Here is a 13,054-nt window from a genome sequence, read left to right as displayed (position 1 = left end):
GTCAGAACTTCAGGTCGATGATCTTGCGCAACCATAGAGCGCCGATAATCATCAGAACGATTGATACGCCTATCAACAGCCAGCCAAGCGGCTCGGTAAACAGGACACCGATGTAAGCGGGATTGACGACGCTAAGCAGGGTGACAATGCCAATGGGGAGCGCCATCAGAATGTAGGCGGACATTTTTCCCTCAGCCGCTAAGGCTTTGATCTGTCCCTTGATCTCAGTACGCTCGCGGATAGTGCCGCTTACCTGATCGAGTACCTCTGCCAGATCTCCACCGACCTCTCGGTTGATCTGGATAGCCTGAGCGATCCACATAAAGTCCTCGCTAGCCATTCGTGTGGAGGTGTCGTTCAACGAATGGAGGAGGTCCTTGCCCAAGCTGGTCTCCGTTACGATGCGGTGCATCTCCTCGGAAGTAGGACTGTCAGCTTCGGCGGCAGCTGCATCAATTGCCCGGAGGATGCTGTGGCCCGCCCGCAGGCCTCCGGTCAGTAGCTGTAACGTATCACTCAACTGGGCATTGAACTTGGTACGACGTTGATTAATGAGCACCGTCACGAGCACATGTGCTGCAAACGGCGTCAGTATGGCAATCAAGAGCGCGAGACCTACTCCTCCTAAGAGCATGCACATCAGACCCAAGACCAAAGTGCCGGAACCTACAAGGATGATGTAATCCGCTTGGCTCAGCTTGAGGCCCGCGAGCTCCAGTAGTTCCCGGCGGTAGAGCCGGATGGGATAGTGAGTCAACAGCCCTTCAACAAACCGGACGGCGGACCCTGCAAACCGCGAAAGCTGGGAAGTCGATTCCTCTTCGAATGGTCGACGACGATCCCTCGGAATGCCACCGCCGTGTGGCTGAAGAGCAAAGACACTTAGGAGTGCCGCACTTAGGATTAGTGCGGTGCCAATGACCAAGAGCGAGCCCATAGTCATCGACGACCTGTCGCGTTTGCGCCAAGTCCGAAGACAGCCGGAGAAACTTTGATGGCCATATCTTCGAAGCGCTCAATGAAACGGGGGCGAATACCCGTCGGTATCGGCTTGCCGAGGAACCTGCCATCGCTGCCCACGCCAGCGGAATAATCGAAAACGAAGGCGTCCTGAAGTGTGACCACGTCGCCTTCCATTCCTTGGACTTCCGTGACGTGAGTGATCCGTCGTGTGCCATCACGCAGTCGAGCAATCTGGATAATCAAGTCCACTGCGGAAGCGATTTGCTCCCGTATGGCGCGTAATGGGAGATCCATACCAGCCATGAGGACCAGAGTTTCCAGACGGGCGACGGCGTCGCGGGGCGAATTCGAGTGCACGGTGGAGAGCGAGCCGTCGTGGCCTGTATTCATAGCCTGGAGCATGTCCAAAGATTCTCCTCCACGGACCTCGCCGACTACAATGCGGTCCGGGCGCATACGAAGCGAGTTGCGCAGCAGATCGCGAATGGTCACAGCGCCCTTGCCTTCTGTATTCGGGGGCCGGCTCTCCAAACGGACCACATGCTGCTGCTGGATCTGCAGCTCGACGGCATCTTCGATCGTAACGATGCGGTCCGTTTCCGGTAAGAAAGAGGACAGGACATTCAGGAGAGTGGTCTTGCCCGTGCCCGTACCGCCGGAGACAAGGATATTTAGCTTCGCTTTGACGCATGCATCGAGTAGTTCAGCCATCTCAGGGGTCATAGTGCCGTAGCTAATGAGGTTTTGGACCGTCAAAGGGACCTTGCTGAATTTCCGGATGGTCAAAGACGACCCGTTCACGGCGAGAGGCGGGATAACTGCGTTAACGCGCGAGCCGTCCTCGAGCCGCGCGTCGACAAGCGGCGAGGACTCGTCAATTCTTCGGCCTACCTTCGAGACGATGCGCTCGATCACTTTCCGCAGGTGCTCTTCCGAGCTGAATCGGCCATCAGTCAACGTCACGAGCCCTTTGCGTTCCACATAAATCTGGTCCATGCGGTTCACCATAATTTCGGTCACGCTCGGATCATCCAAGAAACGTTGTAGCGGACCATACCCCATGACGTCGTCCGCGACATCTCGGATCAGGCGCCGCCGTTCCTCGGCAGAAAGCGGAACTTGCTCTTCGTCGATGATCTGACCGAGTTCTTCGCGGGCGACGGAGCGTAAGTCCTCCTCCGTTAGCGTGGAGTCGTTAAAACGTGCTCCCATCCGATCAAACAATGCGTTCGCAGTTCGGTGTTTGAGTCCTGCGAGTGCGTCGATCGGTACCGTGGAAGCCGCGGGTGCTCGGGGAACATGAACTGGCACAGTGTGGACGTCTTCCTCGAGCAGCGCGCCAGGTACCTGCGTGTTTGAACTCGCACTCACATACTCGCCGGAAGGCGCATGATTGCGCACAACACTCATGCGTTCGGAAAGCTTCACTGGATTACCGTCCTTCTGTGCAGCTTGCGAGGCTTGTCCCGCAGTTGCGGATCGAATCGCTCAACTAGAGCTTTCAAGCCCTTGGTCGCATGGTCTTTGACATCTTCCTGTAGTATCGGGATGCCACGATTCGCTGAGTATGACAGTGCCTTGGACCGCGGGATGGCGATGTCGATTGGGGCAGCTAGGCTCGCTTCAATGTCTTGTACGCTCAGTCCAGATTTCGCATCGGCGAAGTTTAGGACGACATGACGGGTGTCCGGAGTCAACTCGAGTTTTCGAAGCACGTCCAAGCCCGTCCGTAAACTCCGAACGCTTGAAACATCCATCCCGGCAACCCAGACGGCGTCCGTGCACTGTTCAAGAGCGGCCAACGTATGTTCTGTCAGTCCCGGTCCAGTATCGACAACAACGTACTTGAACTGGGCTGTCAATTGCTGTAGCACATGTGTTACCTGATCGGCCGTGATCAGATCGGCGGAGACTGGATCCTTTGGTGCGCACAATGCGTATATATTCGCGGGATGTACGGTCAGGAATGCTTTCAGGACCATCGAATCCTGGCTTGCTGGATTGGACACGGCATCCACCATTGTGTGCTCGGGGTCCAGATAAAGTGCAGACGATATGTCACCGAACTGAAGATCCAAATCGACGACAGCGACGTTCATCGGAGCTATCTTGCCCAGTCCAACGGCGAGGTTGGCGGCGATTGTAGTCTTGCCTACCCCACCCTTCGGAGAAAAAATCCCAATGACGAGGCCTTGTTCAGCAGGGGTTGACAAACCCGGAGAAGCTGTCCGATACCTATTTGCAAAAACTTGGCCTGCCCGCTCCAACAGGATTCGGATCGACGGGATATCTGTTAGCGGGCTCATGACGTCACGGACGCCGGAACGCATCGCTTGGAGGACTAATTCTGGAGTGGTCTCCGCGACTAGCACAACGCTAAGTCCCGGGAACCGGACGTCCACAACTGTTGCCAGACGCAGAGCATCTTCGACGGCGAGTCCAGGCCCAAGCACAATGACTTCCGGCCGATTTTCGCTGATCATGGACAGGAACTCTTCAGCGTGCACCATGACTGATTCTGGGCTCACCGCTACTACGTCGCCGGGCAGTCCTCCGGCGACGGCGAGTCTAAGTTTCTGCTCGAACGACGCATCCGATCCGATCAGCAGGAAGCGGCTCATCGGTAGACCTCATCACTTTGGAGAACAGCGGGCTTGTTCTTCTTCGCGTCGTGCGGCTCTTTGCTCAGCCAGATCCGCCCGAACTCTGATGCGAAGACGATCTTCTGGGCAGCATGATCGTCGACAGCAACAGTTACCAACATGGAGCCTTCGGGCAACGTCTGAGTGTCAGTCTCCCCTGCTTCGTTCACGGGCTGTGGAGCGCGTTGGATTGAGATGACCAGAATTTTACGAAGGGCCAGTTGAGTGATTGGGCCCGGCGAAGCCGAGGGTCCGTCTTCCATTGAAATGAACACCCCGACATGGTCTCCAGGAACAATTTGTCCTCCTGCAACTCTTTGGGGTTCAAGTTGGAAAGATACTTCGTGCAGCCCCTTAGGCACTTCGACGGCTCCCGAAGACTCAAGTTCTTCCGGAGCGACGAGTCGTTCAGAAATCAGTTGCTCCCCAGGAACCAATTCCGTTGCGGTTACTTTCCCCGCAGTGTCATTCAAGTTTCTTAGCGCAGATCCCGCCACAGCCTTGGTTGGCAAGGCCTCTACGGCCAAATACTCACCCAACTCCTCGGACGGGGTGCCGACCGGAACTGATTTTTGAACAACCAAGACGCCGACTGGATCCAGCTTGGCTATTGCTCTATCGTCAGCATTGCCTGCGTATGTAAAGACGAGCATGGCCCCGACAAGGGCGAGTATGACTGCGGCCGTGCCAGCAAATAGACGAGACTTCATTCTTTTCCTAGTCCGTCAAGCGCACGAGGTATGCGCCCATATCTTTTCCGCCCGTACCCACTGTAAAATTCTCATCCAGTGAAACGTGACGAACGAATTTTCCGATTACACCGATGCAGTCTTTGTCACACTTCAAACCGGTGTAGTAATCTGCCCTGAATAATTCCGGGTACTTTTCGCTTCCGCCCTGCTTGAGCTTCCAACCATGAATTTCAAATGCTGCGAATCCAGTAAGGTTATAGATAGCCTTACTTCCGCTTTCGGACACCGAATCATACACGGGGAAAAGCCCGATTGGGTATTCCCCGCCTTGAATGGACGTCGCCCATGATTTCAGCAAGTCGCTACAGTTGGCAGGAACACCATTGCCCGTACTGCTGCCTGCGGCGAGTTGGGAGATATCTACATTCGCCTCGCAGCGACCATCCAACTGGTCAAGGTTCCCAAAGCCGCCTGGCGGTCCTCCGGCACAGCCTGGACTGAACGTCCCTTGCTGCCGAAAACGAACTAGCTGCAGGGATTCGACACTTTGGATCTCGCACTTTGAAAATACGACAGGGAACGGTGGGAGTCCTTTGACGGGGTTTCCCCACATTGCGGTGGCGCTGGCCGTGACAGCGACTGCATCCTGACCGATGACCCTCGCGAATGTCATCGAAATGAAGCCTGGAGTTTGTCCGACTTCTCGCGCCCGGGCTTCAACTTTTACGACGCCCGAAGACTTATCGACATTCACGACGAGGTTACTGAGACCGTCCAAAGCATTCGCATTGGCTACGTCTACGGCTGAGTGAGATGAGGGATTGCAATCCAACGAGTCGGAGTCGTCACCACAACTATAAGCAACGCTCAATGCGGCAGAATCAGCACCATTTTGGAGTTGTGACCTTTCAGCAAAAATGCGACCGATATCTATCACAATTGCGGCAAACCCAAGGAGAATCACGAGAAGAATGGCGACGATGACTGCTGTGGTTCCTCGATCTTCAGAGTTGTCGATGTGCTTTTGAACTCCGTCACCTGGAACTATTTTTCGCATCGACTTACTCCACGAGCACCAACGTCGATCGGGCCCACTATTCCGGTCAATGGCGGTACGCTGTAAGAAATGACTACGCTGCTGAATTTGGCAGTGGGAAAAGCAGGATCAAGCGAAGCGCAGTCTGCAGATACGGATATATCAGAATCAAGAAGAGATGGGACGAGGCCTGCGGCAGTAGTCAGTACAGCTGATTCTGCTCGATTGAGATCATCGGTGATGGCCATTGTCCTGGCACCTTCACGGGCGGCATTCGTAAGAATGATTTGAGCGCTGAAGATCCTGCCGAATTCGATCATCCCGATAAGGAGGATTAAGAGTACCGGCAGAACAATCGCGAATTCAATGGCAACAGCGCCACGCTCGGACTGTCTTCGCATCCTGACTGCCCTTCTCGCGCTACGTGTTCCGGCTGGCGAGATATGCCTCGCCAGCCGGAAGTGTGCTACTGATTCGGTACAGTAACGCCGACAGTGGTCTCGACCTTGTCGAAAACACCTACGAGCATGGGCTGCAAGAAGACGAAAGCCGCCGCAACTGCTACCGCGACCAGCGCGACAATCAGGCCGTATTCAACGGCGGTTGCGCCCTTTTCTTCGCGGGTAAAGCGAGTCGTAATGAAAGTGTGAAGCGTAGCGTAGATAGCCAGCATGAGATTCAACTCCTGAAAAGCAAATGACCATATAGGCCATTGGACGGATGTAGGCCAATGGCAGGAGGTTTTGCAGAAATTGCCCCCAACTAATTCGAGAGAGAAGTCTCGAAAGGAGTTGTTTGATTGCCCCCAACCGAGAATATCCTAACCGCTAATTGGAAGGTTTCACCACCGCTTATAAAGACCGTTATCAAACTGTTATGAAAATGTCGTCACCTTTTCGGGTCGCAGAAGCTACGGGGTGCTCGCTCACCGGCTTGGGCGTCTGGCCGACAGTGGCGATGCGGCCGGGACTGACACCTACTCCGGGAAGTACGATTTTTGTGATTCACTTCATATAGCGTTGCTATAGGTGCTAGGGTAGCGGCTATGAGTGTCGATGACCAGCTTCCGGCCAAAATCCGGTTGCTTCGGGCGGCTGCCGAGCTTTTGGCGAGTTCGCACGGTTCAGGGGTCTCTACTCGCCAGATCACCAAACTGGCGGGCGTCACTGCGCCAACGTTGTATCACCACTTCGGCACCAAGGAAGGTCTTTTCGACGCCGTCGTTGCCGGCGGTTTCGAGGAGTATGTGGCGCGGGAGCGGAAATTTGCGCCGACGGGGGATTCCCTGGAGGACATCAAGAGGATGTGGGACAACCACGTCCAGTTCGGTCTGAGCCAGCCGCACCTCTACCTGGTGATGTTCGGCAACATCCGTCCCGAGAGCCGTCCGGCCCTCGTGGCCGATGCCGAGGCACTCATGGAGGAGATGCTCAATAAGGCGGCGATCGCGGGGAAGCTCAATGTGCCGCCCCGGGAGGCAGCAAGGAGCATCCTCGCGGCCAATGTGGGCGTGACCCTCATGCTCATTTCGGAACCTGCCGAGGATCGGAATCTGGAGCTGTCCACGATGACCCGGGACTCCATGATCTCCGCTATCTCGGCCGATCAGGCCCATGCGGCTGTAGCGGAAGACTCCGGCAAGTCGTCCGTCGTCGTTGCAGCCATCGCCCTGAATGCGGCCCTCCAGGCCTCGCATTCGGACCAACTATCCGGCTCGGAATTGAGGCTCTTCCTCGAATGGCTCCACAGAATATCGAGCAGCTCGTCATGAGCTCACTCCTTCGTCACGTATCGGCTGACCCCGCATCACTGCGGGACTCACGTTAGGAATTCACATGGCAACAGAGACCGCTGCGAAGCCCAAAACAAGCTTGCGGGTGGGTGTCCAAAAGTTCGGCACCTTCCTCTCCGGCATGATCATGCCCAACATCGGGGCCTTCATCGCCTGGGGCATCATCACGGCCCTCTTTATCCCGGACGGGTTCCTGCCCAACGAGACTCTGGCCGCACTGGTCGGGCCGATGATTAGCTTCCTGCTGCCGCTGCTCATCGGCTACACCGGCGGCCGCATGGTTCACGGCATCCGCGGCGGCGTGGTGGGTGCTGCAGCCACCATGGGTGTCATCGTGGGAACCGATATCCCGATGTTCATCGGCGCCATGATCATGGGACCGCTGACGGCCTGGATCATGAAGAAGCTGGACAAGGTTTGGGAAGGCCGGGTCAAGCCGGGCTTCGAGATGCTGATCGACAACTTCTCGGCCGGCATTCTCGCCTCCATCATGGCCATTGTCGGCATGCTGGTGATTGGCCCGGTGGTGACGGTTTTCAGCAACGCTGCTGCCGCCGTCGTCGAATTCCTGGTCAATAACGGCCTCCTGCCGCTGACCAGCATCCTCATCGAGCCCGCGAAGGTGCTGTTCCTTAACAACGCCATCAACCATGGCATCCTGACCCCGCTCGCCACCGAACAGGCGCTCGTCGAAGGCAAGTCCATCCTGTTCCTGCTCGAGGCCAACCCCGGCCCGGGCGTGGGCATCCTGCTCGCCTACATGGTCTTCGGCAAGGGCCTGGCCCGCGCGTCGGCTCCCGGTGCCGCCTTGATCCAGTTCGTCGGCGGTATCCACGAGATCTACTTCCCGTACGTCCTGATGAAGCCGATCATCATCCTCGCGGCTATCGCGGGCGGCATGACCGGCATCTTCACCTTGGTGCTCACCGGCGCCGGCCTGCGTTCGCCCGCAGCCCCCGGCAGCATCATTGCGGTCTATGCGGCAACGGCAAGCGACAGCTACTTCGGCGTGACACTGTCCGTGGTGCTCGCGGCGGCCGTTTCCTTCCTGATCGCCTCCGTCATCCTCAAGGCCAGCAAGACCACGGACGTGGACGGACTCGGCGAAGCAACCGCCAAGATGGAAGGGCTCAAGGGCAAGAAGAGCTCGGTGGCGTCCGCCCTCGGCGGCGCCGGCGGTACTGCAGTCCTGGCCGGTCCCATCCGGAACATTGTGTTCGCCTGCGACGCCGGTATGGGCTCCAGCGCCATGGGCGCGTCGGTGCTGCGCAACAAGATCAAGGCGGCCGGCTTCCCGGACGTGAAGGTCACCAACTCGGCCATCGCCAACCTGAGCGACACGTACGACGTCGTCGTGACGCACCAGGACCTGACTGAGCGTGCCCGCCCTGTCACCTCCAGCGCAGTGCACGTCTCCGTGGACAACTTCATGAACAGCCCGCGGTACGACGAGATCGTGGAACTGGTCAAGGACAGCGCCGAAAGCAAGAGTGGCGTGCCCGCCGCCGAAGCAGCAGCCGAAGAGCTGACCGCAGATGGCGTTGCCGCGGCCGGCAAGGATCCCGCCGCTGTGGCCGCAGCTCCAGCCGCCGAGGTTGCCGCGGGGGCACACGCCGCGGAGCCAGCCACCGGCAGGGGAGTCCTGTTGGAGGAGAGCATTGTCCTCAACGGCACCGCGAAGGACCGCGACTCCGCGATCGACGAGGCAGGCCAGCTCCTGCTGGACCGCGGCGCCGTCGATATGAGCTACGTGCACTCGATGCATGAGCGCGAGGAATCCGTCTCCACCTACATGGGCAGTTTCCTGGCCATCCCGCACGGCACCAACGCCGCCAAGGACCACATCATGCACTCCGCGGTCTCGCTGGTCCGTTACCCCGAGGGCATCGACTGGAACGGCAAGCAGGTCAAGTTTGTAGTCGGCGTCGCCGGCGTCAACAACGAGCACCTGAAGATCCTGGCCTCGATCGCCAAGATCTTCACCAACAAGGCGCAGGTGGCCGAGCTTGAGCAGGCCACCACGGTGGAGGAAGTCATGGAACTCTTCGGAAAGGTGAACGCATAGTGAAGGCAGTGCACTTTGGAGCCGGCAATATCGGCCGCGGCTTCGTGGGGCTGCTGCTCCACGAAGCCGGATATGAAGTGGTGTTCGCCGACGTGGCGGACGCCCTGATCGACCAGCTCTCCGCAGCGTCCTCGTACGACGTCCACCAAGTGGGGGAGAACCCCTCGGTCAAGACCGTGGACAACTTCCGTGCGCTGAACTCCGGCAAACAGGAAGCGGACGTCGTCGCGGAAATAACGACGGCGGACGTGGTCACCACCGCGGTGGGCCCGCACATCCTCAAGTTCGTGGCGCCGGTGATTGCGCGCGGACTGGCCGGACGCGGGCCGGAGCTGCCGCCGCTGCAGGTGATGGCCTGCGAGAACGCAATCAACGCCACCGACATCCTGCGCCAGGAGATTGTGTCTGTCTGGGACGCGTCGGCGGGGGAGCTGTCCGCCGTGGCGGTGTTCGCCAACACTGCGGTGGATCGGATTGTGCCCAACCAGGCGGAGGGCCAGGGCCTGGACGTGACCGTGGAGACGTTCTTCGAGTGGGTCATCGAGCGCGCACCCTTCGGCACGGCCACGCCGGAAATCCCGGGAGCAACGTTCGTGGACGAGCTGGGGCCGTATATCGAGCGGAAGCTGTTCACGGTCAACACCGGCCATGCCTCCGCCGCCTACTTCGGCTACGCCGCGGGAATTGAGAAGATCTCCGACGCTATGGCCGACGCAGCCGTGGCGGAAAAGGTGCGCGCGGTGCTGGACGAGACCAAGCAGCTGCTGGTGGCCAAGCATGATTTCGCCGAGGCGGAGCAAGAAGCCTATGTACAGAAAATCCTCTCCCGCTTCACCAATCCGTACCTTCCGGACACGGTGAACCGGGTGGGCAGGGCCCCGCTGCGCAAGCTAAGCCGGCATGAGCGCTTCGTTGGTCCGGCGGCCGAACTCGCCGAGCGCGGCGTCGTGCCCGTGGCGCTGCTCGAGGCGATGGCCGCTGCCCTGCGTTTCGACGACGCCGCGGACGCGGAAGCCAAGGAGCTGGCACGGATCCTGGCCGACTCTGAACCGGCCAAGGCCGCGGAACTGATCACGGGGCTGACCGCGGAGCACCCGCTTTTCCCGCAGGTGCAGAAATTGATCGAAGCCCGCCAGGCCGCGATGTAGCCGGCAGCCAAGGAGCTTTAGCCAACGATAGTCGCGCTCGCAGGCATGGAGATGGTGCACGAGGGCACTATTTTCGTGCCGCTAGAATGGACAGGCCGCTTCCATCGGACGCGGCCCCAATCGCAGTGTTTGTCAAAGGAGAACCGTGGCAGAGAACCCCATCAGGGTCGCGATCGTTGGCGTTGGTAACTGTGCGGCCTCGCTGGTGCAGGGCGTCCAGTACTACCGGGACGCGGATCCGGATTCGACCATTCCCGGCCTGATGCATGTGCAGTTCGGCAAGTACCACGTGAACGACGTCGAGTTCGTTGCCGCGTTTGATGTGGACAGCAAGAAGGTCGGGCTGGACCTGGCGGACGCCATCGGTGCCAGCGAGAACAACACGATCAAGATCGCCGATGTCCCGGCCACGGGCGTGACGGTGCAGCGCGGCCACACCCTGGACGGGCTGGGCAAGTACTACCGCGAAACCATCGTCGAGGCCCCGGACGAGCCGGTGGACATCGTGGCGGAGCTGCGCGCGGCGAAGGTCGATGTCATGGTCTGCTACCTGCCGGTCGGTTCCGAGGCCGCGGCGAAGTTCTATGCGCAGTGCGCGATCGACGCCGGCGTGGGCTTCGTCAACGCGCTGCCGGTGTTCATTGCGGGGACCAAGGAGTGGGCGGATAAGTTCACCGCTGCCGGTGTCCCGATTGTCGGCGATGACATCAAGAGCCAGATCGGTGCGACCATCACGCACCGGGTGATGGCGAAGCTGTTCGAGGACCGCGGCGTGACCCTGGATAGGACGTACCAGCTGAACGTCGGCGGGAACATGGACTTCAAGAACATGTTGGAGCGGGACCGGCTGGAGTCGAAGAAGATCTCCAAGACCCAGGCCGTGACCTCCAACGTCGAGGCCGAGCTGCACGCGGACGATGTGCATATCGGCCCGTCCGACTATGTGGCGTGGCTCGATGACCGCAAGTGGGCGTTCGTCCGCTTGGAGGGCCGGAACTTCGGCGACGCCCCGGTGTCGCTGGAGTACAAGCTGGAGGTCTGGGACTCCCCGAACTCCGCCGGCGTGATCATCGACGCGGTGCGCGCGGCGAAGATCGCCCTGGACCGCGGGGTGGGCGGCCCGATCCTCTCGGCGTCGAGCTATTTCATGAAGTCCCCGCCGGAGCAGTACAACGACGACATCGCCCGCGACAAGGTCGAAGCCTTCATCCGCGGCGACATCGAGCGCTAAGAACTCACGTCTTTAGTAGTACCCAACGCGTCCGCAGTTTTGGTTCGAATACGGCTGGTTTCCGGTCGTATTCCCGCCATAACGGCGGACGCGTTTGGGTCCCGCAGCTGCTCTGCCCGAAGCCCGGGGGAACAACATGCGGGTCCTTTTGACCTGATCCACTCAAACACGGTAACCTTGGTAGTCGTTGTGCGTGTCCAACCTCGATACGTCTATGTCCGTGAGACGGCTCAGTTGCAGAGTCACCTGGTCCATGGAAATAGCCGAGATTCTCTGGACCACTGGTTACATTTCAGTCCTCACCTGAAGTTCCGGTAGCGCATAGATGAACTTGCGTGCGTGTCCGTTACGGATGCGCCGCTACCCTGAGAACAACAAACGAAGGCAAAAACCGTGCGTACGTACACCCCGAAGCCCGGCGATATCAACCGCCAGTGGCACGTCATTGACGCCACCGACGTTGTCCTGGGTCGTCTTGCCAGCCAGACCGCAACACTGCTGCGCGGAAAGCACAAGCCGACCTTTGCTCCGCATATGGACATGGGCGATTTCGTCATCATCATCAACGCTGAGAAGGTTGCCCTGACCGGCGCCAAGCTCGAACAGAAGCGTGCCTACCGCCACTCCGGTTACCCGGGTGGCCTGTCCTCCGTCAACTACGCCGAACTGCTGGAGAAGAACCCGGTTCGCGCAGTCGAGAAGGCAATCCGCGGCATGCTGCCCAAGAACTCCCTGGCTGCCCAGCAGCTGGGCAAGTTGAAGGTCTACGCAGGTGCCGAGCACCCGCACGCTGCCCAGCAGCCGAAGACCTTCGAAATCACCCAGGTCGCCCAGTAGTCCTGGCCACCAAACTAAAGAATTTATTCAAGGAGAATCGTGGCTCAGAATACTGAAGAGCTGAACAACGCTGGCGAGAACCTCACCAGCTACACCTCGGAAAGCAGCTCCGAAGCAACGCAGGCCGTTGCCAAGGAACGCCCGGCCCTGACCGTTTCCGGTTCCGCTGTTGGCCGCCGCAAGGAAGCTGTTGCCCGCGTGCGCATCGTTCCGGGTTCCGGCAACTGGACCATCAACGGCCGCGAACTGGCCAACTACTTCCCGAACAAGCTGCACCAGCAGGAAGTCAACGATCCGTTCAAGCTGCTTGATCTGGATGGCGCTTACGACGTCGTTGCACGCATCAATGGTGGCGGCCCCTCCGGCCAGGCCGGTGCGCTGCGCCTGGGCATCGCCCGTGCGCTGAACGAGGTTGACCGCGAGAACAACCGTCCGGCCCTGAAGAAGGCCGGCTTCTTGACCCGCGACGCCCGTATCATCGAGCGTAAGAAGGCTGGTCTGAAGAAGGCCCGTAAGGCACCGCAGTACTCGAAGCGCTAAATCTGCGCTTTCCGGAACCAGCGCTACCAGCGCTACCAGCGTTGCCCGGACTGCTTCAGAACCCCGCACAGTGCAATCCACTGGGCGGGGTTCTGGCGTTAATATGGG

The 13,054-nt window shown here is 59.1% G+C and carries 13 protein-coding genes; 6 read left to right on the top strand and 7 right to left on the bottom strand.

Annotation, left to right across the window (positions count from 1 at the left end):
- Window position 1: 1 nt before the first annotated feature.
- The 7 genes from AC20117_RS01360 to AC20117_RS01330 all read right to left on the bottom strand — a co-directional run bounded on the left by AC20117_RS01360 (window position 2) and on the right by AC20117_RS01330 (window position 6,006).
- The gene (locus tag AC20117_RS01360) at window positions 2–943 is read right to left on the bottom strand and encodes a type II secretion system F family protein (protein ID WP_236777412.1); all 942 of its coding nucleotides are present in this window, start codon (window positions 941–943) and stop codon (window positions 2–4) included.
- Complete coding sequence (locus AC20117_RS01355) at window positions 940–2,391, bottom strand: TadA family conjugal transfer-associated ATPase (protein ID WP_074701323.1); 1,452 nt, start codon at window positions 2,389–2,391, stop codon at window positions 940–942. Before AC20117_RS01355 ends, AC20117_RS01360 begins: the two co-directional genes overlap by 4 nt.
- Complete coding sequence (locus tag AC20117_RS01350) at window positions 2,388–3,584, bottom strand: CpaE/TadZ family protein (RefSeq protein ID WP_074701324.1); 1,197 nt, start codon at window positions 3,582–3,584, stop codon at window positions 2,388–2,390. Before AC20117_RS01350 ends, AC20117_RS01355 begins: the two co-directional genes overlap by 4 nt.
- Window positions 3,581–4,315, bottom strand: a complete 735-nt coding sequence (gene cpaB / locus AC20117_RS01345) for a Flp pilus assembly protein CpaB (protein WP_074701325.1) — start codon at window positions 4,313–4,315, stop codon at window positions 3,581–3,583. The genes AC20117_RS01350 and cpaB overlap by 4 nt, the downstream gene beginning before the upstream one ends.
- Window positions 4,316–4,322: 7 nt before the next feature.
- Window positions 4,323–5,354: a TadE/TadG family type IV pilus assembly protein gene (locus tag AC20117_RS01340; protein WP_074701326.1), complete on the bottom strand. Its 1,032-nt coding sequence runs from the start codon at window positions 5,352–5,354 to the stop codon at window positions 4,323–4,325.
- Window positions 5,342–5,734, bottom strand: a complete 393-nt coding sequence (locus AC20117_RS01335; protein ID WP_074701327.1) for a TadE/TadG family type IV pilus assembly protein — start codon at window positions 5,732–5,734, stop codon at window positions 5,342–5,344. Before AC20117_RS01335 ends, AC20117_RS01340 begins: the two co-directional genes overlap by 13 nt.
- Before the next feature lie 65 nt (window positions 5,735–5,799).
- A complete protein-coding gene (locus AC20117_RS01330; protein WP_074701328.1) occupies window positions 5,800–6,006 on the bottom strand; it encodes a Flp family type IVb pilin in 207 nt (68 codons plus the stop codon).
- Window positions 6,007–6,378: 372 nt separating this feature from the next.
- Between AC20117_RS01330 and AC20117_RS01325 the strand changes: the two genes are divergently transcribed.
- From AC20117_RS01325 to rpsI, 6 genes are all read left to right on the top strand, one after another.
- A complete protein-coding gene (locus tag AC20117_RS01325; RefSeq protein ID WP_074701329.1) occupies window positions 6,379–7,104 on the top strand; it encodes a TetR/AcrR family transcriptional regulator in 726 nt (241 codons plus the stop codon).
- 64 nt (window positions 7,105–7,168) lie between these two features.
- Complete coding sequence (locus AC20117_RS01320; RefSeq protein WP_074701330.1) at window positions 7,169–9,190, top strand: PTS mannitol transporter subunit IICBA; 2,022 nt, start codon at window positions 7,169–7,171, stop codon at window positions 9,188–9,190.
- Window positions 9,190–10,338: a mannitol-1-phosphate 5-dehydrogenase gene (locus AC20117_RS01315; protein WP_074701331.1), complete on the top strand. Its 1,149-nt coding sequence runs from the start codon at window positions 9,190–9,192 to the stop codon at window positions 10,336–10,338. The genes AC20117_RS01320 and AC20117_RS01315 overlap by 1 nt, the downstream gene beginning before the upstream one ends.
- A gap of 145 nt (window positions 10,339–10,483) precedes the next feature.
- Window positions 10,484–11,569: an inositol-3-phosphate synthase gene (locus AC20117_RS01310; protein ID WP_074701332.1), complete on the top strand. Its 1,086-nt coding sequence runs from the start codon at window positions 10,484–10,486 to the stop codon at window positions 11,567–11,569.
- Between the two features lie 393 nt (window positions 11,570–11,962).
- Window positions 11,963–12,406: a 50S ribosomal protein L13 gene (gene rplM / locus AC20117_RS01305; protein ID WP_074701333.1), complete on the top strand. Its 444-nt coding sequence runs from the start codon at window positions 11,963–11,965 to the stop codon at window positions 12,404–12,406.
- Between the two features lie 39 nt (window positions 12,407–12,445).
- Window positions 12,446–12,946: a 30S ribosomal protein S9 gene (gene rpsI / locus AC20117_RS01300; RefSeq protein ID WP_074701334.1), complete on the top strand. Its 501-nt coding sequence runs from the start codon at window positions 12,446–12,448 to the stop codon at window positions 12,944–12,946.
- The last annotated feature ends 108 nt before the right edge of the window (window positions 12,947–13,054 follow it).

This window comes from Arthrobacter crystallopoietes (assembly GCF_002849715.1).
GTDB lineage: Bacteria > Actinomycetota > Actinomycetes > Actinomycetales > Micrococcaceae > Crystallibacter > Crystallibacter crystallopoietes.
The sequence above is the reverse complement of the archived record's forward strand: the minus strand, read 5'-3'. Positions and strand labels throughout refer to the sequence as shown.